Origin of the sequence: Halogranum amylolyticum, assembly GCF_900110465.1 — an archaeon.
Taxonomy (GTDB): domain Archaea; phylum Halobacteriota; class Halobacteria; order Halobacteriales; family Haloferacaceae; genus Halogranum; species Halogranum amylolyticum.
Genome location: NZ_FODV01000036.1, coordinates 1 through 26,732, shown reverse-complemented (window position 1 = coordinate 26,732; position 26,732 = coordinate 1). Strand labels below are relative to the sequence as shown.

The following is a 26,732-nucleotide window of genomic DNA, read 5'->3' as shown; positions in this document are numbered from 1 at the left end:
TAATGCGGTGCCTCGTCGAGTCCAAACACGGCAAGGACACCGGGCATCTCGTTGAGGTAGTCTTCCGTCTCGCGGAGGCTTTTCTCTAATTCGACGCGGTACAGAATCAACGCGATCTGCACCCACTCGGCGTACCCGTCCGCGCCATCCGGCGCGGCGGGTACGTCCGGATCGTCAACATGGTGTTTGGCAAGGTCTCGACACATCCACGCGAGCCGTCTGAGCGATACCATATCGCCAGACGGCGTCCAATTCCCGGTTAATCTGACGGAAGAACGCCGTGAGAGCGTCTGAGACTGACGTCACTCGGCGGCAAAACAAGGCACCTGAGAAGGTGCGAGAGTCTGACTGGGGGAAGACGGGGAACAAGAAGTTGCATACGTGGGCGTTCGACCGTATCTACCAGTACCTCGAATACAAAGGCGAAGAACGTGGCGTCAAGGTACTGAAGGAAAACGAGTGGGATACGTCGAAGACCTGCTCGAAGTGTGGTGACGACACGAAGTCGAATCGTGTCGAACGTGGCCTGTACGTCTGCTCGTCGTGCGGGTTAGTCGGGAACGCGGATTGTAACGGAGCGGAGAATATGCGTCAGAAGATAACTCCGAGTCCTCACGGCGAGGAGAGGAGTAACGGCTGTGTGGCACAGCCATCGACATACTTGTTCGACCGCGAGAGCGGGACGTTTCGCACGAGAGAGCAAGCCGTGTCGTAGACCGGAAACTATCCCAACTGTGGTACGGGAAGCCCCGTCGTTTACGACGGGGAGGATGTCACCTCTCGGTGTTCCTCCGCGTCGGGTTGCTCGGTGGCGCGGCGTATCTCGTCTTGACGCTCGGGAGTCTCTTCGACGGGTTTCTTCACAAAGAGCGAGTCGACGTCGTGATGCTCGCCTTTGCCGTCGGGTTCGCCTTCCACCAACTGTTCGAGGCGTACTCGCTGTTCGGATTCACTGTCCCCGCGATGGTGGGTTCAATTGTTCTGGGGTATCTCGTTTTGGATGGGTCGCTTCCAGAAGATGCTCCCTCACAGCAAGAATCTGTCTCTGAAGGCTAACACTGGCTCGTACCGCCGAATATCGGAATTACTCGTCAGACTTTGATGTCCGCATCAGTTCGATGACATCGAGCACTACCAGCCAAAGCTGTCGGATGACGATCTTTACATCTAGCCAGAACGACTGCCGACGGATATACGCAAGGTCGTATCGGAGCTTTTCAGCTGGTTGGGTGCTTGAAACTTGATTAATTTGTGCGAGACCGGTCAATCCGGGCTTGACGAACCAGCGTTTGCGCCACATATCCGTTTCTGCCTCGAGCAACGGTTCTTCATCTACCCATGCTGCCCGCGGACCAACGACACTCATCTGTCCCGTGAGGATGCTCCACAGCTGTGGGATTTCATCGAGATGAGTCCGCCGGAGAACTCGCCCAACTCGAGTGATTCGGGTGTTTTGTTCGTCATTGACCGGTGTCGAATCCTCACTTTTCGGGAGCATTGACCGGAATTTGTAAATTTGGAATGTCCCACCGAGTTCAGCAGTGCGGTCTTGTGAGTAGAGAACGGGACCTCGACTATCGAGTTTGATGGCAACGGTGATGAGGGCGATGAGCGGTGCTGTCAACAGCAGTGCAACACCTGCGAAGGTGATGTCGAACAGCCGCTTGAACAGATACTCTTGCCAGTCCCAGGGCTTGAGATCGACGTTGACGATTTGACTGCCCTTCCCAGCATCAAAGAGCACGCTGTCGACGTGGCTACGATGCGCCTTGGTGGCAACACCATGTTCGTGGCAGGCTTTAAGCGTCCCAAAGAACTCCCCGCGGTCGGTTGCCGACAGTGCGAGATAGGCAGTATCGATATCGAACTTGATGAGGACGTTGTCGAGTCGTGAGAGTCCACCAAGATGGGTGAGCTTCTGGAACCGCGGGGGAATCTGCTCGCGATCAGCAGTCGTTTGTCCACCGTCGGTCATAAGCAGTCCAGTATGCTCACCCTGGGCAGCGGATCCCGGAGGTGAGACATAGCCGACGATTGTGGCGTCAGTCTCCGCAAGGATTGCATCAATCTGCTCGTAGTCATCACCGATGATGATTGCCCGTTCTTCACTTTCGTTTGGAGCACGCCTGATGAAGACGAACCAGAGTGGGATCAGAGCCAACAGCAGACAAATCGTAAGCACGAGCGTCGGACGCGGAAGGCGATAGCTGTAATCGAAGTAGCCGATTGTCGCTAAGGCAAGCCCACCGACGAGCACCCGCTGTTGGCTCAACAGGATAATGTCGAGCAATCGTCGTGGACGGGGTTTGAACAGTGGGAGAAGTGTTCCAAGCAATAGCAGAACAGTGACAGCAACGACGATTGTGAGCTGTCTTCCCGCAAGAATAGTCGGTGAGAGGCGGTTAAAGAGGGGAACCAACGTCGTAATAAGCGATTGAGTCGCCTCTAAGTTAGCGGCGTACACCGCGAACGCGACAAGCACTCCGGTACCGAAAAAGCTAATCACCCGGTACCGACTTCCCGATTGCACAGTATGTTCTGGCGACCAATCATATTTGAATGTTACCCCACACACGGTGGCGCGGGGATCCTGTCTCTTACGGAGAACCTAGGAGAAAGCCCCGCCCTTCAGGGCGGGGAGGATGTCAATCGAATCCAACTCGTCCAGTTCGGGTTTCTCGGTTCATTCCCTTCAACAACTCACCAGAGATAATTATCAGGGAGACGAGATACTCGGTGGTTTTTAGCGTACGACTGCTACAGTGATAGGAAATGACCGACGTCCGGGAGCGGACCGTTTCACTCCTCGAAACGAAACCGTCTGTGGAGCCTGCACTGCAGGAGTTAGTTGAAGTTGACAGGGATGGACCGTGGACGTTTCAGGACATCACACTCGATTCGGGCACGTTCGGCGAGATCGTGTCGGCAGGGATTGTCGAGAAAGAGGGCGAAGCATATCGGGTTGTTGACCGCGACGCAGTTCAAGCAGCGTTGGACGGGGAACAGGTGAATAAGTCGACGTCCGAGAGTGGTGTTCTTTCGTCGTTTGGTTTTGACCAGGTCCATGAGCGTGTTGACCGTAATGCGACTGTACTTCTCATCGGGGCGCTTCTGCTTGTGGCTGCATTTCGGATGCTTTCGTTCCCGTCGGTATTCCGTAACGGGGATATTATTCTCCTCGGCAACGACCCGTACTACTACCGCTACTGGGTCGATCAGGTGGTCGCCGAGGCTGGTATGTTTGATTTTAGTGCGTTTGCCGCACTACCAAGTGGTGTGACGAAAGGTGAACCGCTGCTCGTCGCAACGCTGTGGTTCATGAGTTCGCTTCTCGGAGGAAGCACCGGCGTCATCGGTCTCGTCATCGCGTGGTATCCCGTCGTTGCCGCCATGCTGACTGGCGTGTTTCTGTACCTTACTGCGACGACGGTTTCCGGCGACCGTCGTATTGGGCTCGCGACCGTCTTGATGCTCGCGTTGATTCCAGTCAACGCCTACCGGACTGGTCTCGGGTTCGCCGACCACCACGCTTTCGACTATCTGTGGCTCGCGCTCACGGCGTTGGCGCTCGTGAAACTCGTCTCGGAGACCGACCGCTCGTGGCCCTACTCCGTCGTCCTCGGCGTGGCGGTCACTGGGCAGCTACTCGCGTGGGACAACGGCGCACTGCTGGTCGTGCCGCTCGCGCTCGTCATTTCACTGTACGCGGCGCTGGAACTGCGTCGCGATCGGTCGCCGCTCCGCGAGGGTGCCCCGCTGATCGCCGGATTGGCACTTGCGTCGATGCTCGTCTGGGGCGCACACACGACGCTCGGATGGCACTCGACGGTCGTCGCGTCCGTCCCCACACTCCTCTTCGGTGGGTCCGCCGTTATCTTCGCCCTCGCCGAAGGCGCTCGCCGCGTCGGGTTATCGGCGAAGACGCTTCTGGGAGCGGAGGCCGTCGCCGGCGTCGGGCTTCTGGTGGTGCTTCCGTCTGTGTTCCCGGAACTCTCACAGGGACTTGATCGGGGGCTCGATACGCTGTTCGTGAGTCGAGAGATCGTCGAGACGACGTCGCTCGTCTCCGGCGAGATGGGGACGCTCGTCGGGCCGCTGTTGCTTCTAGGATTCGTCTTCGCGCTCGGCCTCCCGTACGTCGGTTGGGCGACGCTTCGAGCGATCCGGCGGCGCGACGCACAGTGGCTCGCGCTGGCGGTGTACGCCTGGTGGTTCCTCGCCCTGTCATTCGTGCAACTGCGGTTCGCCGGCGAGTTCTCGGTGTTCCTCGCACTCTTCGCCGGGGTCGGCTTCGTCCATCTGGCGTCGGTGGTCGACCTCACCAACCCGGTTGGACTGTTCGACGACACGACGGCATCACAGTCGCGACCACGGGGTCGTGCGAACGGCGGGGAGCAGATGGATCTTCAGTTGCCGTCGCGACGCGAGGCGATGTCGTATTTGGGCTTTACGGCGCTGGTGGGGAGTCTGAGTTTCGTCCAGATCCCGGTGAAGTTCAGCCAGTTGACTGTGGCGGACCAAGAGTACCGGACAGCCGCGTGGATGCGCGAGTACGCCGACGAAAAGGGTTGGTCGTACCCGCAGACCTACGTGCTCAGTTCGTGGGGGATGAACCGTATGTACAACTACATCGTGAACGGCGAGTCGAAGTCGTACGCGTACGCGCGGAACAACTACGACAGTCTCCTGCGGGCGAACGACCCGGCGGCGTGGTACGAGCGACTCCGAGACCGCGTCGGCTTCGTCGTGACGAGCGATGAGGCGGCCGGAGGGACGATGGCAGCGCAGTTGGCGAACTACGGAAGCGAAAGTGAAGGACGCGACGCGCTGTCGCACTATCGGTTAGTGCACACCGAGGGGTCGCTCCGCGTCTTCACGCTCGTCGCGGGCGCGACGCTCACGGGAGAGGCCGACGGCGAGTCGGTGACTGCGTCGGTCGACGTCGACGTCGGCGGGGAGACGTTCACCTACGAGCAGACGGTCGACGTCGGCTCCGACGGGACGTTCTCGGTGACGGTTCCGTACACCGGCGAGTACGACGTCGCGGGAGGGACGTACGTCGTCGACGAGGCGGCGGTGACCGAGGGGACGGACGTCCGGGTTCGGCGCGGCGAGGAGTGAGAGCTACTCACGGCCGTAACCGAACACGAATAGTCGATGGAGATATGACTCCATCGCTACCACATCATCTATCAAATCCTTATTATTAATTAGATAGACGAACCTTTGCGTGTATGATTATGTAGTTTGTAGGTTCTGCTCTTCCCATTCTCGCCGCACCTCAAGCGCCTTGTAACCGCTCTCAGTAAGGGTGTAGGAATTCGTTCGTCGGTCGAGTGCACTCTTTTGTACGAAATCATTCTCGACAAGATCGTCGAGGTTTGGATACAGTCGCCCGTGGTTGACCTCGTGCTCGTAGTACTTCTCGAGTTCGTCTTTGATCGCGAGTCCGTATGGTTCTTCGAGTCCACTGATGACGTACAGGATATCTCGCTGAAATCCAGTCAGTTGTTCCATCATTACCATTGGAATGAATGTCACCCTATCTTTAGAATACTTGATTACTGTTTCAGCAAGTTTCACACTGTTTCACTCGATTATTTGCGTTTAGAAAGTTCAAAGTCCTCTTGTGACATCTTCCCTGTCGTGAACGACGGGGCTTCCCCCGCACGAGGAAACCCGGCCTGTTGCCGAGCAGGTTTCAGGACCCTCTCTCTCGAGGTCGGTGGGACGGGTTTCGTCCCTCGCTCGGGAGCGTCCTGTGGCGCTGTCACGGGCGCTCCCATCCGCAAGCGAGTCATCGACGCCCGGTTTCTCGGGGCGTCTCTCTCCCAAGCGGTCATGCCTCACGGCACGGTCGGTTCGGTCACACTTCCCCGACCTGTAGGCCGGTTTCCCGTGCTGACGAACGACGCGAACCCCGCAGTCGGTTGCAGAACCGACCCGTGGGAACCGACGCCCCGAAATATTCGGGACGCTGGTTTCAGCGCGTCTCGTACTCCCGCGCAAGTGGTGAGAGCCGACGTAACCCTTGCTAACGCGTACGAGACGGCGTGTACTAAGCGTTTGGGTTTCGGTGAGCAATCGTCAGCGGTTGCTCAGTACCATGTCGGATTCACGCCCGTCCCCAGAACGCGGAGCGTTCTGGTGTGCGAACGAGACGCGTCGCGTCTCGTCAACGCCGTGAACGGCGGGATTCTCTCCTTGAATCAAGATGGAGGTGGTTCGCACCGTCAAAGTCAAACTCGACGCACCTGACGAGCGGTGCGACGACCTCCATCAGACCAAAAATCGGTTCCTCCACTGTGCGAACACTACCGCAGAGTGGGCATGGAGACACCCGAACGATTACTGTGTGACCTCGAAACAAAAAGCCGAGAAAGCCCTCTATGAACGACTTCGCAACGAGACGGAGTTGACAGCGAATCTCGTCCAGAAGGGTATTCGACGTGCGATTGAGGCCACGAAAAGCGGTGTCGCCCGACTCAAGAAAGGCGACAACACCAGCCAACCACACTTCAAAACGTGGAGCGTCGTCTACGACAAACGCTCTGCGACGTTCCACCGCGACCACGTTTCTCTGTACAGTGAACGGTCGCGTCGAGTGTGACTACGTGATTCCCGACGGCACCGAAGGAACGCCGATTGGTAAGTACCTGCTGAACGAGAACTACGAGTTCCGTATGTCCACGTTGCAGTACGATCGTGCCACAGAGTCGTTTTACCTCCATGCACGGATGCGCCGAACGAGAGACAAACAGTCCACGACTTCTTCCAACGCCAAGCACAGAACAGTCCTTGGCGTTGACCTGAACGTGGACGGCTCGCTCGCCGTGACTTCCACAGGTGCGTTCATCGGGAACGCCGACGAAATGAATCATCGACGCCGAGAGTTTGAGAAGACTCGCAGGTCGATGCAACAGGCGGGTACGCGGTCGGCGCACCTGTCAATCCAGTCGATGGATGACCGCGAACACCGCTGGATGCAGGACGAACTGCACCGCGCCTCAAACCAGATCCTCGAAGAAGCTCGCGATCACGGATGTAGACATATCGCGTTCGAGAACCTGACCGAGATTCGCAAGCGGATGGTTGGTGCAAAGCGATTCCACGCATGGGCGTTCCGACGCCTGTACCAGTACGTCGAATACAAAACCGAGATGTTCGGCATCGAGGTTGAACAGGTGAGTCCAGCGTATACGTCTCGTCGGTGTTCGTCTTGCGGGTTTACGCACGAGACCAACCGAAAGTCAAAACACCAGTTCGTGTGTCAGAAGTGTGAGTACGAACTGAACGCGGATTACAATGCGAGTAAGAACATCGCTCGCAAACTTCTCAAACGTCTCCACTCGGGGCAGAAGTCTTCGAGTGGAGGCGTACCCTGTCAGTGTGCGCTGACGTCAGGGACGCTGAACCTGAACGGTGATTTCCACGCCTACTCCATTACGGAGGCAGAAGGGGAGTCCACTGACAAGCCCACGAGTTCACTCGTGGGTTACTGACGCGGTCGACTGCAGCGATGCTATCGAGGTTGATGACGTCGACGAGCATCGGACCGTGTCCCAGCGTCGTGTTCCCCCCATGAAGCATCTGTGTTCGGTTACGGCCGTGAGTAGCAAATTGCTGGACGTTGAGATCTGAACAACGATTCCAGACCCGCTGAATGCAGCCGTTCATGCAGGCACCGATAGTACTCTCAGTATCGTGTCATGGAAAACGTCTCATACCCCATATCCAGCCATTGAATAGCCATAAATTTTTATTACTTTTGTTTGAACGAATGGCGCTCTTGGTTAGCGGTTCCTACAAGACAGCCAGCGAGTATCCAGAACGGAAGAACGGCGGTAATCCGGTCGATTGGGGCGTGAGTCCAAAAGCCAAAGGCGAAGAATCCGACCATTCCGATTAAAAAGGCAATTACGAACAGACGATAGTTGTGCTGTGCGTTGATAACGCGCCACCCCGCATAGATGACCAACCCGATTGTACTCACATAAAGGACTAAACTAGGGAGTCCAGTCTCTGCCAAGAGTGCAAAATATATGTTGTGCAGCGCATGTGCAACTGATGAGTTCGGCTTCATTCGAATACCATAGTCCGTTGCAACGAATGCAAAATTCGCGCCTCCAATGCCGAACAGCGGATATTGCACAAACAAATCAAATCCAACTAGATACTGCTGGATTCGGATCCCAAAGTTCGAAAGGTCAAAGAACGGAACCGATAGCGCCTCAGATGGTGCGCCACCCGTAGCGCCACCAGTAGTACCACTGCTGGGCGTTGTCCCTTCATTCGACGTCGCTCCAGCTTTCGAGGAGGGATAAAATAAAATGAGAAGGCTAAGACACATCGCAGCGGCAGTGGTGAAGAGATGACTCGCAGAATGCGAGACTGAACGTTGGTATTCTGTGAAGACGGGGATATCTAATGAGATTGTTCTTGAGTTTAGCATCCAGACACAGGCGACTCCAGTAAGGAGCATGAACATGATAAGAAGGCCAGCACCTCGGCCTGCATCAGAGGTTGAGAGGCGAATAATCGCAATCAAGAACACGACGTCAACAAGTGCGATAAGCCGACGCCATGATCGTGTTTGCATGGCATAGGTGACAAGAACAGGAACAGTGAGTAAGCTGAGCGCCACGAGCACATACCCATGCCCAGTAAACCCGGATACGATTACCTGATTTGAAAGCCCAAGCGGTTCATATGCAACCTGGTTGTAATCAATTGACTCGCCGAGATAGGTCAAGCCAACTGGCCCTTGATTCACTAGCTGAATGATTCCAAAGAGCGCGTGACCGCTGACAGTAACTCCGAGAACGTACAGTGCCGTTCTGAGATCAATGGTATTGGCGGTTACTGCCCGTATTGAAAGAGAAAACACGAGGAACCCTTGCAGCATTAGAAGCGAAAAATATAGCGCAACATCTTGACGAGGGGCTGATGTAAGAAGTGCAGAAGCGAGTGTCCACCCAACAAATCCCGCATACACGTACTCAGCAGATGTAATCTCAGATCGATTGAAGCGGTCTGTGAAGAGGAAGTATCCAATTAATCCAATGAGAGGGAGCTGCACAAGCCATAATTGTGGGCCGAGACTCCCGGGAAAGGGCTTGATGTACTCATTGGATGCAAGCGGAATATTAGCTGCAAATGTCGAAAGAACGAGTAGCGAAACGAATAATCCGAGGGGTAGTTGTCGTAATAAGAGTACAGATAGACCGTAGAATCCCCCGACAACCGCTATTGCCCCAAGCAACGCAACTAATTTTGGGGCACCAATTGTCATTCCAGCCCATCCCGCTACTGGAACCACGACCATTAGCCCGACGAGCAGAATGCTTGTGAAGACGAGCGCAGTGCCGGTCTGGGACCAGTCTGTCTGTACGTGCGGTAGCGAGTCTGTGTACGCTTGTGGTTTCATATTGGCTTGATTTGAGACGACTTGACTGTATAACGTCGTGAGAGTTGCTGCGGTAGCAGGTATCGTGAACTACATTCTGACCACTGTATTTGTAGATTCTTCATTTCTTCACCGAAGTCAAATCACTGAGTGCTATCTTCATTCTCTTCGTCCACGGATCATTCGTACAAATAGCTCAACGACGTCTTCAGCAACCATCAATAGTTGCTTCGATACGATTTGGATATCGAACCAGAGCGATTGGCGACGAATATACTTGATATCGTACTGAATCTTTTGGCTTGCCTGCGTACTCGTGATGTCATTAATTTGAGCAAGTCCGGTCAATCCGGGTTTGACAAACCACCGCTTGCGCCACTCTGGGGTTTCCGACTGCAGATGAGCTTCTTCATCGGTCCATGCCGGTCGTGGGCCGACAGCACTCATCTTCCCTTGTAATATTGCGAGAAGTTGTGGGATCTCATCGATGTGTGTCTTTCGGAGTATTTTCCCGGTACACGTCACACGATTTGTTTCTTCACCCGGATTCGTATCTTCCTTTCCGGGCGTCATTGAGCGGAACTTGAGAATCGAGAATGTTTCGCCAAGCGTTGAGGTACGTTCCTGTGTATAGAATATTGGGCCTTCGTCTTCCATTTTGATTGCAATAGCAGCGAGTATGAGTAGCGGGCTCAATACAAGAAGCACACTTCCCGCAAAGAGGAGATCGAATATTCGCTTCAACACCCGATCTTGCCAATCCCACGGATCAAGGTCGATATCAATGAGTTCTGAGTATCCGGGTTTATTCCGTGTCAAGACGCTGTTGTGAAGGTCGCGATGGGCTTTCGTGGTGACACCCAACTTTGCGCACGTTTCGAGTGTGCCGAAGAACTCCTCTCTATCGGGGTGTGAGAAGGCGAGGATAACGGTATCGGCTGAATATGAAATGAGAATCTGTTCCAGCCGAGCTAATCCCCCTAAGCACTTCAGTTCGTCTGGTATTGGGTTGTCGGATTCGTCTGGTACCTGGCTATAAGATTGGAGGCCCCCATCTGCACGAACCAGATTTTGTGATCGCTGATGCGGATTGAAAGTAACATATCCGAACACTGGAACCGTCAGTTCGGAATAAACCGCTGCGATTTGTTCGGGGCTATCGCCGACGATGACAGCACAGTTGCGTGTACTGGCCTGCTTTCGGATGAGCACAAACCATGCTGGGATACTCCCTACGAGAAGAACCGACATGAGGATCAAGACAGGACGAGGGAGTTGGTATGTGTAGTCGAAATACCCAATGGTCGCAAGACAGAATGTTGCAACGAAGACACGTTTCACTGCGACAGAAAGAATATCAAGGACGTGTCGAGGCTGCGGCTTGTAAAGTGGTGAAAGGGCCAAAAGCACGACGAGCAATACCACGGGTAGTTTGGTCTCGACCCGACTCACTGGGATCACAATTGGTGTGAGTCGATTATAGATCGGCACAACCATCGCGAGCTCTTGAATAGAACGGAGATTCGCAACCGAAAGGGCGACAGTGACGACTATGGCTACGCCGGTAAAGCTTAACAACCGATAGCGCCAGCTTGCAGGCACGAGTGCACCATTGGGCACGTTAGCTATTGTTACACGCCTAATAAACATGTTCGGGAATCTGTTATTCGCGCACAGAAGAGAGAAACAATTATAGAATGGTTGGATAAAAATCAACTTCGTCATTACATACCAACTGAATTTGATATTCGGTATTCATTTTTGCAGTCATAGTGATCAGCAGTGTCAACCCCCCGCCCTTCTCTTCGCTCGTTGCTCATTACGAAGAGATCAACGATGCGAGGCGAAAGCCCACAAGTGCACCCACGGGCTAAGAACTACCATCTTACTCGGTGACCGACGTCGCTTCGTTGAGGATGATAGGGAGTCAAGCGCATACCCCGTCTTTAGGCGGGGGTCGAGCGACACTTGACTTCGTTTCTGACTTCCTCCCACGACTGAAGTCGTGGGGTTGCCCCGTCACAGACGGGGCCGCCCCCACGTCGGGAGGTTCGCAGGTCCACTCTATCCGCATCCGAGAGCGACCTGCGTTCAGGGCCGAGCCAGTTCGGCCCCCAACCGAGATAGCGGGCTTCATCTACCCCGCCCACCGTAGGACGGGTGCATATCCTTACCTCAATCTCGGTATCTCTCCCGTTCCGGAACGGGATACCAGCATGATATTCGATACCATGCACGAAATCGATATCGGATTCATCCCACGACTAAAGTCGTGGGCTTTCTCCTCGATTTTCTGTAATCATAATCCATTTGGTGTGATGTAGCGTACCACAGTGTGCTATTGAATCGGTGAGACGCCGTCCCCGAACCACAAGGGGTAGTTGACCATCGGCAGTTGACACGGCGATGACACGGACTCAGACGGGGCGTCTTTGACCGCGCCACAGCCCTATACAAGGGATTCAAACGAAAGTTTCTCCCGTATGCTGCGGGTTCCTTTTGAGTGCGGGTTGGAACCGAAGGACGACGGCTGTCCAAATCCAATGGTTGGATTCCACGGTCTTTAGGCCGTGAGGAGGTCAATCATGAAACCAATCGCTTCGCAATTGCTCGGATTCCCTCGAGATTGATTCCGACTCGATCCTCAAGGGTATTGAGTAACTGTATGTCCTGTCTCTCAACCCCTCCAAACCGGAGAATCAATAGTGGGTATGCAATTATGAAGACTACTCCCGTTCCGAAGAGTGTTATCAGTGAGATGTCAACGACCGATTGCGCACCGACATACAGGAGTCCCCAGAGTCCGATTGCAGCGATTCCTGGTCCGAGTAATTCTCGTCGAAGTGGATGCATGCCTGTCGATCGATACAACTGTAGCAAATAGAGGCCATCCATAACGACATATCCAGCGGTCGTTGCGAGAGCTGCACCGACGAATGAGTACCGTTCGATGAGTAGAAAGTTCAGACCGATATTGACAGTTGCGACCAAGATATTGTCATACATGATAGTTCGCGTTCGACCGATCGAGGTCAATGTTTTCCCGCTCAGACCCGAGACAGAGTGAATAAAGAATCCGACTGCCAACAGAATGAGTGCAAGTGCCCCAGAGACGTATTCTGGCCCGAACGTATACCGAATCACAACCTCAGGGAAGGAAGCCACAACAAGAAACAGTGGGAGCGTAGCAAAGAAAACCCACTTAGAAACGAGTTCGTACATGTCGCTCATCTCATCATAGTTGCCATTCGAATGGAATTCGGAGATGACAGGCATGAACAAGAAGCCAAAAGCAGTGAGAGTAACCGTATGCAAGGTGGCGATCGGATACACGACATTGTATATTCCCACATCGCCTGTCGTGGATAACGCACCAAGCATAAATGTATCTATGTTCTGAAATATCATGACCATCGTCGCGGTTATCATAATTGGTGCTGAAAAAGTTAGTAGTTCAGTATGCATCGACGCTGGGCGAACATCGTCAAGTAGTGGTGTATGACGAACGAGATAGTAGAGACACAGCCCCGTTGCAATCACATACGCTCCAGCGTAGGCCCACGCCATTCCGACCGCCCGAAATCCTAGAAGAAGTGCAACTGCAATCAGGCCAAATCGAGCAAGCGGAAGCGTAATATTCTGGATATAGACTCGAGGCAGCGATGACTGCATTCCTTGGATGCTCCCAACGGTCAACCGAACGAACGAGGTCAATGGAACTGTGAGTCCAAAAACCCGAATGATTGGTGTGAGCTGGGAGTCATTGAATAGATGCGTTGCAATCGGGTCTGCAAACGCAGTGACAGCTACGCCCGCGACAATCGAGAGTGGAACAACGATTTGGAACGCAGATACTAACACGCCACGTCGCTTTTCAGGCTCGTCAAAACGGGGAAGATAACGTCCAATCCCAGTATCTAAGCCAGCAAGGACGATAATCGAGACACTCAGCAGGAGCGTGTATCCGAGTGCAACTGCCCCATAGTCCACTTTGCCGAGAAAGCGAGCGATGAGCATTCGGGCGAGAAAGCCGAGCCCGAGTTGGAACACGAGGCCAACAAAGAGGATGCCACCAGAGGTAAAAAGGCTCCACAGTTTATGTTCTGATTTATCTGACATTGATGAGAGGTCTAAGGGGAGTGATTAATACGACTTGACCATGAGGCTGCTCTGATTAAGCGTATCCGAGATCCTTCAACTGGTCTTTAATTTCGTCAGGAACCTCGTTGTTTTGGTCGACAGTGCGAATATCAAGCTCTGCGACGCACTGGTCCATCTCTTCGCGTGGGTCATCTGCTGTTGCCGTCCCCTTCTCAATGAAACCCCGCGGTGTGTCGAACCCATAGTAGTCGCCGGGCATTGCAGTCCCTCGGAGTTGTTCGTTGTACCGCTGGACTTCGTGTTCGTAGCCGTTCTGCTCAAGTTTGCGCTCGCTCCACGACGTGAGACCGTGGTACTCCGTCAATCGAACATTCTCGTCAAGCTCATTAAGTAGCGAGCTTCCTCGTGCGCCGCTTTCAATCCCAGCTAACTCCAGAACAGTATGATGTACATCAACGAGTCCAACTGTCTCTTGTCGAGTATCATCCAACCCATCGCCTGTGATGCAAAGCGGAACATGCGTCAGTCCTGGATATAGACCATATTCGTGACCCCAGGAATCATACTCACCAAGCATCTCACCGTGATCAGAGAGAGTGATGATGTAATCAAATCCCTCACGCAGCATCTCGAAGAGGTGCTTATAGATGTCAGAGAGATACCGAACGCAGTCATCGTATGCCTGCGTGGTCTGGTCCCCGTCGATTGTCCCGACAGCGATGTCACCAACGGAATTAGTCATATCTGGCTCCTCAACTGTCTGGTAGTCATCTGGCACCCGGTATGGCTCGTGTGCTTCCATGAGATTGAGAAAGAGGAACTCATTATCGCCGAAGTCGGTATCACGGAACTCGTCGATAGCCTCAAGTGCGCCTCCGTACTCTACGCCTTCACCAGCATTGAGAAGTTTCACACCGGCCATGAGCGATTGAATTGTTGATGAATCGCTCTTGATGCATTCATAGACGGCTCTCAGATACTTTTGTTTGCCAGTGACGCCCGTCGTTCGGCTGAACTCGCGAAAATCAAAGATATCGTCGTTACTTAGATGTTCGAACTGCTCTGGTGTCCGGAAATCGGTGAAGCCCCGGTCAAAATCGAAGTGGCCAGTGATATTTGTATTCGCGCTGAATGCGCGGGTGGAGTATCCCGCATCACGGAGTTGCTCCGCGAGAGTTGGTTCAGCGCAATTGCAGTACATGTTTTTCGCGTGAATGCCGACTTCACTCGAATACTGACCAGTGAACAGCGATGCATGTGCCGGGACAGTCCAATTTGCCGTTGAGAAAGCACGGTCGAATCGCCGGCCAGGAAGCCAGTCAAAGTGCTCATCAAAGGCGTCTTTTCGGAGCGTATCGAGAACGACGAGAGCGATGTTTGTCATGTATCGTGTGGGTGCGAAACTGCCATCAGAGTTGCCAAACTACTGTCAATAGCTGAACTCGGCTTCGAGCGAGCACAGCGTAGTTGTTCAGGAGATTACCAGAGCGTCAAATAAGCATTCTGGCTGTCAACCATCACGAACACGACACTTAGCTGAAAGTAGGCGCTAAGCCCCCTTCCTCAGGGAGCGACCGAAACGTAGTGAAGGAGAGAGTAGGGAGGGGATACAGCGCCGCACATCTCGCAAATACCCTCTACGAATCCTGACACACCACCTCTCGCAATTCTTCTAACAACTCTGGATGATTCTCTTCCAAAATCTCAACATCAGTCTCGACTTCTTCGATCCGCCATCGAATACGTGACACCGACTGATTCCGACGACTATCGTTACTTGAACGCTCAGAAATCATCTCTCGATCCGTCGCAGTCATCAGCCCTCGCGACCGCTTGACCTCGTAGCTGTCTTCCATACCATTACTTCGTGACTCTACCTCCTTAGTTCCTCAGAACAGAAACGTTCCTCCATGACTAAACTACGAAGTGAGTGGAGTCACAAGACAAAGACACATCGCATGAAGTACAGTCCGCGCTTCCGAACCAGCCCACCGCCGAACAGCGGCAACTACTGGAGTGGACGCGGGACACTGTGCGACAAACCTACAACCACACTTTGTAGCGGTTCGATCAAATCGACGAGTCTGAAGGTACACTCAAACGACGAGTGCGAAAAGTTCGCGACGAACTTCCAGACCTCAAAAAAACTGGTGGACAGACCTCACACAAGTCTATTCCACTGTCCTTCAGCAAGCCGTCGAACGAATCGAACACAACGTCAAAAGCCTCGGAGAACTCAAAGACCGAGGCTACAACGTTGGTTCGCTGAACTGGAAAGCACCACGCGACTTCCGTTCATTCACGTACCGGCAACGGGGCTTCGAGCTTGACAAGAAGAGCGGCTCCGATGGTCGTGCCATCCTGACACTCAAGAAAGTCCGTGGTGAGACGTTAGAAATCCCGGTTCGGATGCACCGTGACTTGCCCGAACACAACGCAATCAAGCACGTCACGGTGAAGAAAGAACCGACAGGCGCGTGGTTCGTCTCGTTCTGTATCGAGACAGACAAACCCGACAAACCAGACGTTGACGCTATCGACCCAAAAGATACCGTTGGTATAGACCTCGGCATCCTCAAACTCATTCATGACTCGGATGGGCGAAGCGTTGAGCGTTTGGATCTCTCAGACGACCGTGACCGCTTGGAACGCGAACAGCGTGCCTTGTCGCGGAAAGAGAAAGGCTCGAACAACTGGGAGAAACAGCGGGAGAAAGTGGCCGAAATTCACGAGCGGATGTCGGCCAAGAAGCGCGATCTGAAGCACAAACTCGCGCACTTCTACACTACGCGATACGACGCCGTGTTCCTCGAAGACTTGAACGTGAAGTCGATGTTGGAAGGTCCACAGAACGCACGGAACAAGGCTGAGGTTGGCTGGCGCGACCTCATCTCCATCTTCCACCATCACGGCAAGAAACACGGGTGTCACGTTGTGGAGGTAGACCCACGCGGAACGTCGAAAGAGTGTGCGGCGTGCGGTGTGGAAACTGCGAAGCCGGTGTGGGTGCGAGAGCATTCGTGTCCGGCGTGCGGGTACACGGCAGACCGTGACGAGAACGCGTCTCTTGTGATTCAGAAGCGCGGTCTAGAAGAACTAGGAGTGGGACACTCCGAATTCACGCCTGCGGAGACTGCGACCGCTACGCTGACCACGTTCACTCAATCGGGTGGCACGGTCAGTGCAAGTCGCGTCGTTGAAACAGGAAGCCCTAACCTCAAGGAGTCTGCGTCAGCAGACGAGTAGGGTGGGGTAGTTCACAAGTAACGACCGGCCGGAAAGGTATTGTGACCCCTCTTATGTAGATGAACTAGATGGGAAATATCGCGGTCGTCCACCCGAATCTCGGAATACGAGGAGGGGCCGAGGATGTCTGTATGCACACTCTGGAAGCACTGCAGACAGATCACTCTCTCACCTTAGTGACCCTCGAACGACCTAATATAAGATCGTTGAATGAGTATTTCCGGACGGACGTCAGGCAACTCAATATTCAGCTTGCTGGGCACCTCGGTGGGAAATTGCGTGAAGTGGCGGGCCACCGACTTCTCCGGCTACAAGCTGCGCTCCTGGGTCGCTATGCTCGACAGCACGAAGATGAATTCGACCTGCTTGTCAGCACGAAAAACGAATTCGGACTGACGCCACCAACAGTCCAATATATCCATAGTCCACAATTCGCATCGGCAGACCCCGGCATCGACAGGGTCAGTCTCCCTCGTCAGGTGTATGATCGGGTCTGTTCTGAACTCGCCAGTATTGACACGCCGACTCTCCAATCAGCAACGTTGTTAGCAAATTCAGAGTGGACTGCAGGAGCCGTTGCGGAAGCCTATGGCGTAACTGCACATACACTGTATCCCCCTGTGGACACAACGAAGTTCCCATCCTGCCCCTGGGATGACCGTGAACCGGGCTTTCTCACCGTTGGCCGTATCGGACCGAGCAAGCGAATTTTGCAGAATATCAACATTGTCGCAGCACTTCGCGACCGCGGACACGATGTTCACCTTCACATTGTTGGTCCGACGACAGACGGCGATTACTGTGAGAAAGTAAAAGCACGCGCCGCCAAACTTGAGTTCGTCTCGGTTGAGGGAGCAGTCTCTTCAGAGCGACTCACTGAGCTCATTGCAACCCATCGGTATGGGATCCACGGCCGGCCATACGAACACTTTGGAATCGTCGTCGCCGAGTTCGTTGCTGGCGGTGCCATCCCCTTCGCTCCAAATAGTGGAGGACAGCGCGAGATACTCCACGAAGATAGTCGCTTGCTGTATGAGTCACAAGCTGATGCGGTCGAGAAGATTGATCGGGTGCTCTCTGAACCATCGCTTCAAGCGGACATTCGTCATACCTTTGAAAACACTGAGTTTCCTTTCAGCAGAGAACAGTTCAAACAGCGTATGGCAACTGTCGTAAACGAGGCTCTTAAAAGATGAACGTTGGAATCAATGCACGGTCGTTAACAAAGCCGAATCCAGCGGGTGTGAGTCGTTATACTCTGCGGCTTCTTGTAGCACTGGCAGAACAGGAAGCTGAATCGGACATGGAATTTATCCTGTTCGGTATTGATGATATCCCAACAGAACTCGATGAATATACACATGTTCGGAGTGCTCGCGAACCTGCGCCGACACATAGCGGACTGACTGCCCATCGGTGGGAACAAACGACATTGCCCCGTGCACTGAACCAGTCTGAGATTGATGTATTTCATACACCTGCTGGGCAACCGCCACTCCTCGCTCGTGTGCCTCTTGTGACGACTATTCATGATATCTCGCCTATCACGCATCCGGAGTGGTTCTCGCGAGGCTACGCTGGATTGTATCGTGTTTTGACGCCACTTGCCGTTCGGAAATCTGAGCGAATTATCACCGTCTCCGAGTTTGCACGTGAGGAAATTGTCTCGGAGTATTCCCATGCTGCCGGGAAAACTGAAGCCATCTACAATGGCTTAACTCCGCCGGCGGAGACTGAGGCATCTGTCGACGCTGTTACAGAAGGAGAGTATCTGTTGTTCGTTGGATCGCTGAACAAGCGTAAGAACCTCAAGACCCTGCTACAAGCCTACGAAGAGTATCGTACCCAAGTTGATGAGCCGCTCACACTCACGCTTGTTGGCCCAAAAAAAAGCGTGTTTGCAAAGACAGAATTCCCCGTCAATTCAGGAGTTCAGACGCTCGGATTTGTCTCGGACGAGGAACTAGGCTGGCTCTATCAGAATGCGGCTGCATTCGTTTTCCCCTCCCTCTATGAGGGATTCGGACTGCCCATCTTAGAGGCGATGAGTGCTGGAACGCCAGTGCTCACCTCAGATCTGGGGGCGATGGCAGAAGTGGCTGATGAGGCAGCGTGTCTCGTATCACCCTCACAACCAGGGTCACTTGCTGAGGGTATTGAACTAGTTGGACATGATGACGACTACCGTCAACAGCTTATCCAGAACGGTTGTGACCGTGCTGATGCTTTCACCTGGGAGCGGACCGCGGCACAAACAGCTGAGATCTATCGCAGTGTTGCAAAGAGGAACCCAAGATGAATTTACAACTGTCTGAAGACACACCGGATGTCCTGCACGTTAGTAAGTACTACTACCCCGAAGTTGGGGGCATAGAACAAGTTGTTCAAACACTTGCCGAAGGATTAAACGGCCCATCATACAACACAAGCGTACTCGCTTCAGCACCCCGTGGACGGGGCAGTGTTGAGCGTACTAATGGGGTTCCAGTGCGAAAAGCTGGTTCACTCGGCGAGATGCTTTCAGTCCCGATGTCGCCACTGTTTCCAATCGAACTAGCCGCTGCCGGATACAACGCCGATATCCTCCACTTTCATCTCCCACACCCAGGGGCAGTTGCGTCGCAACTCGCTCTTGGTCCGGATGCTCCGAAAATCGTCGTTACATACCACAGTGACATCGTCAAGCAATCGACAGCGTTGAAATTCTATCGACCATTCCTCCATCGGTTCCTCGAACAGGCCGACCACATCATGACGACGTCACCAAACCTGTTTGAGGACTCTGAACACCTCGCTCCATACGCCGAGAAGTGCACCGTTGTTCCGCTTTCGATTGACCTTGATGAGTTTGGGTCCTATTCAGGAGAGACCTACGACATCCCTGGCGAGCCATCCCGCCCGACACTCCTCTTTGTCGGGCGGCTGAGTTACTACAAGGGGGTGAAGTACCTCGTGGATGCGATGGAACATGTCGACGCTGATCTCTTGATTGTCGGTGATGGTGAGCAGCGTGACGCACTTGAAAAGCGCGTTCGTGATGTTGGTGCCGAGAATAACGTCCATTTCCTTGGTAAGATTCCCGATGAGGAACTCCACTACTGTTATGACATTGCAGACGTGTTCGTCCTTCCGTCAATTGCTTCTAGTGAGGCGTTCGGAATCGTACAGCTCGAGGCGATGGCCTATGAGACACCCGTAATCAACACATCACTGCCGACGGGCGTTCCATGGGTCAGCACGCATGAAGAAACAGGGCTTACGGTTCCACCGAAAGACAGTGATACACTCGCTGTGGCGATCTCGCGACTACTGGAAGATGATGAGCTTCGACGAGCGTATGGACGGAACGCGGCAACCCGAGTTCAAGAGAAATTCTCTCAAGAACGAATGCTCGAACGAACGGCCGACGTCTACAATCGCGTTCTTTCTGAACCTGAGTGACGACCCCCAGAACGGATTTGGACGAACACGAACGCTTGGAATGCGAGCAACAGAGGCTCTCGTCGACGCCTGTGGAGACTGCGCTCCCCGTGAACACTTCGGTTCCTGCAAAGCGCGTTGTCGAAGCACGAACCTCATCCTCAACGAAGCGACGTCAATTGTGGAGTAAGTTACCCACGACTGAAGTCGTGGGCTTTCTCCCGCAAGGGGTTTCGGCCCACGCTTCAATGAGTGTCGTCGGCGGGTTGCACGACGGCAGGTCCGTCACACGGAGGGGTTTCCTGCGTAGTTTTCCGAGACCCGCGGTCTGCGTCCGAAGCCGTCTCACACCGCTTTAATTGTCGGTGGACTCCCCTTGCTTCACCGGCAGGGAATCTGCTGAGAGAGGCGCAGTGTCATTCGTCTCCGACGTTCGACCATCAGACGACGGTCGGAACGGTCTGTTCGGGGCCTACCTACGGAGACCCTTACTCCGAGACGCGTTTGGCCTCGAAGGAATACCAACACCAACGAATCAATGTCACATAACTCATATCGAAATCAGCACACAGTCTGCATTGTTTGAGAATCACCGTGCCGGATTCCTCCCACCTTGAGGTTCCTGTGAGGTAAGGTACTTTACTTGGACAGTCCTTCGCAAACCGATTGTTCCAATCCAATAGCGTCTCCTTTCACTGGACTTTGGTTCCGGTAGCAACAGATTCCGTTTGTACGTGGTCGGGTAGGGAAGTTCGGGAGATTGGCTCAAGAATCAGTAACTCTTCGTCTCGCGTTTCTACCCACTCGCTCCCAGATTCCGAGTCCCAGCAGTGGGGCGTCCATTCCCCCGATTCGAACCGTTCCCAGAGGTCCACATCCCCGTAATACTGTCCATCACTGCAGCGATATATTGATCTCTCCATCATGTTGATCCAAATACAATTGTCAGACAAATATATTTCGGCCAGTGGCCCTAAATCTTAGAGTTTTATCTGGGATTGTCGCTGAAACTAATTCTTCCACAACCAATCTAATAGGTATATAATAACGTTAGTCGTTTAGCCATAATACTGAACGTTCATCTCAGAAGAATACTAAGGGCCACCGCACGGATTATATGTCTCTGTGTCGGTGGCTTACAGCCTCTGACACCTTGCGTTGTGGGTGAGACTGCCCACCTCACCCACGTCGCTTCTGAGGCCGTCGGCCCTCTCCCACTCAGACGCTGACGAGGGGGTTTTGTGTGTAAGTCACACTAAAAGGAGACCCACACCCCCGAAAACGGCAAGTGCACCCAATCCGACACAGACTCCCCAGAACGGTACTTGTTTAACGAGCCGCATGAGCGCATCAATGGTGAAATATCCGACTAGCGCCGCAGTTGCGAGCGCAACGAGTGCAGCAGCGGGTGTAAGATTCGGTATGCCACCAGTATCAAGCATTGCAATAGCCCCGCCACCAATTGCAGCTGGAATCGAGAGCAAAAATGAGAGCCGAAACGACGCAGGTCCGTCGTACCCCCGCAGAAGGAGCGCGCTTGTTGTGGTTCCGGAACGAGACACACCGGGTAGGATGGCCAGTCCTTGGAGCGCACCGACAAGTATAGCATCACCGAACGTGGGGTGGGGTTGACCTCCGAAGCTGAGACTGTCAGCAAATCGCTGCACAAGACCAGTTACAATCAACAAGAGCCCGATAAGTGCTACGAACGTCCCACCGGTTAGTTTGGACACGAGTTGTTCTAACACAAGATAGGCACAGACACCAGTAACACCTGAAGCGGCAGTTGCAACTCCAAGAAATGAGAGCGTTGCTGTTTCTGATTTAAACGCGGATTGTGGCTGCCACGCTCGCACGCTTGAAAAGACCGCTCTGAGTTCATCTCGATAGTAGACAGATGCTGATACTGCTGTTCCGAGATGCAAAAAGAGGGCATACGCAACTGCACTCTCTGGATTCGAACCAATTGCAGTCAGTGCGATAGCTAAGTTTCCTTCGCTGGAGATAGGGAGCCACTCAAATATTCCTTGAAGGACCCCTGCAATCAGTGCAATCAGTACCTCTCGATCCATTGAGATACTCTCAGAAACCACGTGCTATAACCGGTGTGGCCAAATAGTAAAAATCTAACACTACTGTGGATACAATCGTGCAATGTTATTTCAAAAACATGTAGGTATTAAACACATTTTGGCCGATATCTTGAATATGTGGTTCCAGAAACCCATCCCTGAATGAAACGCGTCCGCCAGATCATTCCCGTGGTTTTCCTTCTCGCCATCTTTTTCCGGGATACGACCGGGGACTTTCAGCTTCAAATGCGGCCGCTACTCTTGCTATATCTGGTGTTCGGGACCATCGGGTTCGCTGGGTACATCTATTTCCGGGATGATCTCTCCGCCAGCATTGCTCTGGGTATGCTGGCTGTATATCTCTTTCTTGGAGTGAGTCTTGTGTGGTTCCTCCTTGTACAAGCACAAGGGATCGAAAATCCAGGACGGGGAAGCAAATTAGCGCTCTTTCTCGTCCTCTTTATGCTGTTTCTTGGTATTGGTGCTCATATTCGAACATTTATCAAGACTACAAGTGTCTATCTACTTGCTTTTAGTATCTTTTTTGGGATCTTCATCTTGCATGCAAAGGAGCTTCATCCTGGCAGTGGGCTCGCAACTTTCCCTCTCATTGCAGGGATTACAATGGGCTTGAACCTCTTTGTCATGCCTCGCTACCTTTCGCGAGACGCCTTCCTCTGGCTCGTCACCGGCCTCTCTACAAGTTCTGTACTGCTCGGACTGATTGCCTATCTCCTTGACCCGTACCGACTCCTATCGATCGAGGTGGGTCTCAGAAACAGTGTGATGACTATTCCCCTGTTTGGAAGCCAACTCTACGTTCTCGAGTCAGTCTTCGCAAATCCGAACACCCTGGGAGTGCTTACGTTCGCTGGAACATTTGCTGCGCTTGTCCTTACCCGGAAGGTCTATCGGACGAGTCCCATCCGGGGAACATGGCTACTGCCGGGACTGCTCGTGGGTATCAATAGTATTGGCCTTTTCTTATCGTATAGTCGGGCAGGATACCTTGCACTCGCAGTTGCCGCGGGGATCTATTTGGTGGATGTGTACCTTGGTCGTGCAGCCCTCCCGTATGCGATTCTGTTCTTCGTTGGAACTGTCGGGGTGCTACTGCTTGGGATGTGGCTTGGTCTCCTCGGACTGAACCCTGCGGGAAGGTTCACACTCTGGGGGGCGGGGATTCGAGCGATTCTGGATTCTCCAAGTCTCATTGGTGCGGGTATCATTGATCCCAGTGCGTCTATTGCACCCTATATCGATGGGCAGCTTAGTGGGCAGAGTCCGCACAATTCCTACCTTTCAATCTTCATCCGCGCTGGCATTCTCGGTGGCATTGCTTACCTCATACTCACTGTTGGAAGTATTTTCCAGGGAGTGTTTAGAAAGTCTGAGGTTGATGTTGCAATGCTTTCGTTTGCGGTTGGCTTTGCACTTCATCAGCTATTTGAAGCATATACACTGTTCCAGTTTAGCCTCGCAGCGGTTCTCGCGTCACTGGTTTTCGGCTATCTGATAGAGAGTCAAGCGCATACCTCCGTCCTTAGGCGGAGGTCGAGCGACACTCAACTTCGCTTGTGACCGAAATCGCATCGTGTTCGGTTACAGCCATGAGTGGCGAATTGCCGGGCGTCAAGATTTGATCACCAGTTCCAGAACGGCTGAACCCGGCTGTCCACGCAGACACTAAATATCATAATGACTGCAAGGCGGAAACCCGCGCCTTCAGGTACGGGAGGAAGCCGACACTCCATCAACGACGATCATACAACACTCGCCACCATCGACGGGCGATTGACCGCAGAGTTCGTTCTCCCAGATGAACAGCGAGACACGCCTCACTCGACGTACCTGTTCAACGACGACTACAACGTGAAAGGAGCCACGCGCCACTACGACGAGATTGAAGGCTGTTTCTACCTCCATGTGCGGACAAAGCCCGCCGTGGAGAACGATGATGTCGAACAAGGCGATGCCAAGCACGTCTCCGTCCTTGGTGTTGACCTCGGCATCACAAACATCGCAACCACCTCAACCGGAAAGTTCTGGAATGGTGGCGAACTCAACCACTGGCATCGAGAATACGAGAACTGCCGTGGCTCACTTCAACAGACGGGAACTCGTTGGGCACACCTAAACGTTCAGCGAGTTGGTCGTAAGCAAACTGGGCGTTTCGAACAGATGATTCACATCATCTCGAACGAACTTGTGAACCTGCCCCGAGGTCAAGCCTCGGGGCTTCCTGCTTCTACGACGCGCTTTGCATCCACCCGTGAAGGAGTAGAGGAAGCCCTTGAGAATGACTGTACACACATCGTGTTCGAGCAACTCAAGGGAATCCGCGAACGCCTGCCTTACGCGAAAGCAGTTCACAAGTGGGCGTTCCACCGCTTGTACGAGTACGTCACGTACAAAGCCGAGTCAGAAGGACTCGTGGTGAAGCAGATTAATCCGGCGTACACAAGCCAGCGTTGCTCGAAGTGTGGTTTCACTCACGAGGATAATCGGCTACACACCAACGGTCAGGACGAGTTCGATTGTCTGACGTGCGGGTACGATGTTTACGCGGATTACAACGCGGCGAAGAATATCGGGCTGAAGTATCTCCGCGACCAGCAAAAGTCTGGGCGTGGAGACGCACCCGTAGGCGTGCGCTTGAACAGCGGGATGTTGAACGTGAACGGCGAGTATTCGCCTACCGCTCTCAGCGGTTAGAACGGGAGTCCACGCTGAATGCCACGCCCTTCAGGGCGTGGTAGCTTACTGACCGGGCCGCAGCCCTACGAGGGAGACAAACAAGAGTTCCCCCGGTGTCGCCGGTTCCCTCCAAGTACGGGTTGGAACCGAAGGACGACGGCTGTCCGAATCCGATGGTCGGAGTCCCGCGTTAACGAGACACGCCGTGTCTCGCTGCGGGTTTAGGGTGGGGAAGGACGCGAACGCGGCGTGGAAGCAGGAAGCCCTGCTCTCAAGGAGCGAGCGGTGTAGTCAGTCTCCTCGGGAAACTACCAAATAAAAGAATTTCTTTATAATAAGGAAAACAATATTTGCAGTAAGAATACATTATTCTAGAACCGATTTTCTATCTTTACGTAATGACTGGTTAGAGATATTTTTTGCAAGTTCATAATAAATGTCTGTCATTCCCTCGCTCAATATGTATGCCAGACGAAGAGAATGGCGACGAGAGTAGTATGAAGCGGAGAAATTACCTGAAAGGGCTCACAGCCACCGGTATTGCCGTTGGTGGTCTCGGTGGATTCTCAGCGACATCGTTCGCACAGGAAGCCGAACCGATTCCAGCGCCTTTCTGTGGGCCAGCTAGTGTGCCGCCAGAAAGCCCGCCGGGTGGACAGGCGGGGCAGTGTATCAACTGTGTCCGCGAAGTCTGTGAGTCAGAGCCGATTGCCATCGGCGAGTTGTACTCCGGTCTGAACGGCTTTTGCTTCACCGTCGCCGCCGAAGAGATCCCAGATAGTGCTGACTACCTCACGCTGAAAGCAGGCACAGAGTGTTATCTGGCCGAGGTTCCTGAGGATCTCGAAGGTGAAGTGACGTTCTGCAAACCGGAAGAAGCTCCAGAAATCAGCAACGCAACGTTCTACACGTGCGGAGACGAGAACGGGAACCCTCCATCGGTTGATGACGTCACAGCGTCCTGTGATGAGGTCGTTATCACGACTTCGAACATTCCCAACGGTGATACGCTGGACGTGACGGTGGAGTTCGCCGATGAGTCGACGCAGACTTACGACGATGTACCAGTTCAGAATGGAGAGGCAACCGTCAACCTACCAGGTACCTCTAACCCAGTCAATGTAAGAGTCACATATCAAGACAACCTAATTCTGTTTAATGCAGGTGTCGTAGCAGATCCACCGTGTCCGGATAAGCCAGCAGTCACCAACGTCGAGGTCACGTGTGCGCAAATTCTTATCCAAACGACGAACATCGATGAAAACGAGACGCTGGATGTGACGGTGAACTTCACAGATGACTCCATCGAGTCGTACACGCCGTCGGTTAATGCCGAGGGTATTGCGACGATTACTCTCCCCGGAGATCGAGACCCTGAACAGCTCCTTGTAGAGTACGATGGGCTGGTGTTGTACGACCAGTTCGTGGCAGCGTCCGACGCACCGTGTACGGTGCCAGAGCCACCGGAGTGCCCACCGGGTCTCGATATCAAATTCAAGTGTAAGCACGGTGAATGGCGGCCATACTCCCACGACGATACCGATAATGTGGTCGACCCAGATGTCTTTTCAATCGAGGGCGACCTGCAAGAAGTGACGATCTATGCGCCCTTCCCGTTCGCGGTTAGCTATGCAACGCGGACTAAGGGCAAGAAGCACCATCATCACGACAAAGAAGACCACCACCACCACGACGAGAAGAAGCACCACGGCAAGAAGAAGCACCACGGCAAGAAGAAGCACCACGGCAAGAAGAAGCACCACGGCAAGAAGAAGCACCACGGCAAGAAG

The 26,732-nt window shown here is 53.5% G+C and carries 15 protein-coding genes and 5 pseudogenes; 11 read left to right on the top strand and 9 right to left on the bottom strand.

Annotation, left to right across the window (positions count from 1 at the left end):
• Positions 1-233, bottom strand: a pseudogene (locus BSG17_RS24640) (IS5/IS1182 family transposase); the annotation flags it as partial.
• A 92-nt stretch (positions 234-325) separates the two neighbouring features.
• Between BSG17_RS24640 and BSG17_RS24635 the strand changes: the two are divergent.
• Together BSG17_RS24635 and BSG17_RS24630 are read left to right on the top strand one after the other, a co-directional pair.
• Positions 326-715, top strand: a pseudogene (locus BSG17_RS24635) (zinc ribbon domain-containing protein); the annotation flags it as partial.
• A 68-nt stretch (positions 716-783) separates the two neighbouring features.
• Positions 784-1,056 carry a hypothetical protein gene (locus tag BSG17_RS24630; protein ID WP_089828012.1) on the top strand — a complete coding sequence of 91 codons (273 nt, stop codon included), beginning with the start codon at positions 784-786 and terminating at the stop codon, positions 1,054-1,056.
• Positions 1,057-1,084: 28 nt separating this feature from the next.
• Here the strand turns inward: BSG17_RS24630 and BSG17_RS24625 are convergent, their stop codons facing one another.
• Positions 1,085-2,530, bottom strand: a complete 1,446-nt coding sequence (locus BSG17_RS24625) for a sugar transferase (protein WP_089828011.1) — start codon at positions 2,528-2,530, stop codon at positions 1,085-1,087.
• 602 nt (positions 2,531-3,132) lie between these two features.
• Here BSG17_RS24625 and BSG17_RS24620 point away from each other — a divergent pair.
• Positions 3,133-5,121 (top strand): STT3 domain-containing protein, encoded by a 1,989-nt coding sequence (locus BSG17_RS24620; RefSeq protein ID WP_170864954.1) that lies wholly within the window; start codon positions 3,133-3,135, stop codon positions 5,119-5,121.
• Between the two features lie 117 nt (positions 5,122-5,238).
• On the opposite strand, the gene BSG17_RS24615 is transcribed toward BSG17_RS24620, so the two are convergent.
• Positions 5,239-5,517 carry a helix-turn-helix transcriptional regulator gene (locus BSG17_RS24615; protein ID WP_089828015.1) on the bottom strand — a complete coding sequence of 93 codons (279 nt, stop codon included), beginning with the start codon at positions 5,515-5,517 and terminating at the stop codon, positions 5,239-5,241.
• A gap of 697 nt (positions 5,518-6,214) precedes the next feature.
• Here BSG17_RS24615 and BSG17_RS24610 point away from each other — a divergent pair.
• Positions 6,215-7,502, top strand: a pseudogene (locus BSG17_RS24610) (RNA-guided endonuclease InsQ/TnpB family protein).
• Between the two features lie 260 nt (positions 7,503-7,762).
• On the opposite strand, the gene BSG17_RS24605 reads toward BSG17_RS24610, so the two are convergent.
• The 5 genes from BSG17_RS24605 to BSG17_RS24585 all read right to left on the bottom strand — a co-directional run bounded on the left by BSG17_RS24605 (position 7,763) and on the right by BSG17_RS24585 (position 15,363).
• Positions 7,763-9,325: an O-antigen ligase family protein gene (locus BSG17_RS24605; protein WP_211609335.1), complete on the bottom strand. Its 1,563-nt coding sequence runs from the start codon at positions 9,323-9,325 to the stop codon at positions 7,763-7,765.
• A 240-nt stretch (positions 9,326-9,565) separates the two neighbouring features.
• Positions 9,566-11,026: a sugar transferase gene (locus BSG17_RS24600; RefSeq protein ID WP_244531711.1), complete on the bottom strand. Its 1,461-nt coding sequence runs from the start codon at positions 11,024-11,026 to the stop codon at positions 9,566-9,568.
• Between the two features lie 963 nt (positions 11,027-11,989).
• On the bottom strand, positions 11,990-13,525 hold the full coding sequence (locus BSG17_RS24595) for a flippase (RefSeq protein WP_089828008.1): 1,536 nt from the start codon (positions 13,523-13,525) through the stop codon (positions 11,990-11,992).
• A gap of 55 nt (positions 13,526-13,580) precedes the next feature.
• Complete coding sequence (locus BSG17_RS24590) at positions 13,581-14,891, bottom strand: sulfatase-like hydrolase/transferase (RefSeq protein WP_089828007.1); 1,311 nt, start codon at positions 14,889-14,891, stop codon at positions 13,581-13,583.
• A 253-nt stretch (positions 14,892-15,144) separates the two neighbouring features.
• Positions 15,145-15,363, bottom strand: a complete 219-nt coding sequence (locus tag BSG17_RS24585; protein ID WP_089828006.1) for a hypothetical protein — start codon at positions 15,361-15,363, stop codon at positions 15,145-15,147.
• A gap of 102 nt (positions 15,364-15,465) precedes the next feature.
• Between BSG17_RS24585 and BSG17_RS24580 the strand changes: the two are divergent.
• The 4 genes and pseudogenes from BSG17_RS24580 (at position 15,466) to BSG17_RS24565 (ending at position 20,194) form a co-directional block, all read left to right on the top strand.
• Positions 15,466-16,753 (top strand): annotated as a pseudogene (locus BSG17_RS24580) (RNA-guided endonuclease InsQ/TnpB family protein).
• Positions 16,754-16,884: 131 nt separating this feature from the next.
• Positions 16,885-17,949: a glycosyltransferase gene (locus tag BSG17_RS24575; protein ID WP_170864953.1), complete on the top strand. Its 1,065-nt coding sequence runs from the start codon at positions 16,885-16,887 to the stop codon at positions 17,947-17,949.
• Positions 17,946-19,052, top strand: a complete 1,107-nt coding sequence (locus BSG17_RS24570) for a glycosyltransferase family 4 protein (protein WP_089828004.1) — start codon at positions 17,946-17,948, stop codon at positions 19,050-19,052. Before BSG17_RS24575 ends, BSG17_RS24570 begins: the two co-directional genes overlap by 4 nt.
• On the top strand, positions 19,049-20,194 hold the full coding sequence (locus BSG17_RS24565; RefSeq protein WP_089828003.1) for a glycosyltransferase: 1,146 nt from the start codon (positions 19,049-19,051) through the stop codon (positions 20,192-20,194). Before BSG17_RS24570 ends, BSG17_RS24565 begins: the two co-directional genes overlap by 4 nt.
• Positions 20,195-21,423: 1,229 nt before the next feature.
• Here the strand turns inward: BSG17_RS24565 and BSG17_RS24555 are convergent.
• Positions 21,424-22,245 (bottom strand): undecaprenyl-diphosphate phosphatase, encoded by an 822-nt coding sequence (locus tag BSG17_RS24555; RefSeq protein ID WP_089828002.1) that lies wholly within the window; start codon positions 22,243-22,245, stop codon positions 21,424-21,426.
• A 162-nt stretch (positions 22,246-22,407) separates the two neighbouring features.
• Between BSG17_RS24555 and BSG17_RS24550 the strand changes: the two genes are divergently transcribed.
• The 3 genes and pseudogenes from BSG17_RS24550 to BSG17_RS24540 all read left to right on the top strand — a co-directional run.
• Positions 22,408-23,826, top strand: coding sequence for an O-antigen ligase family protein (locus tag BSG17_RS24550; protein ID WP_089828001.1), 1,419 nt, complete (start codon positions 22,408-22,410; stop codon positions 23,824-23,826).
• A gap of 168 nt (positions 23,827-23,994) precedes the next feature.
• Positions 23,995-24,960, top strand: a pseudogene (locus BSG17_RS24545) (RNA-guided endonuclease InsQ/TnpB family protein); the annotation flags it as partial.
• Between the two features lie 446 nt (positions 24,961-25,406).
• A partial coding sequence (locus tag BSG17_RS24540; RefSeq protein ID WP_139246802.1) for a hypothetical protein occupies positions 25,407-26,732 on the top strand: 1,326 nt, incomplete at its 3' end.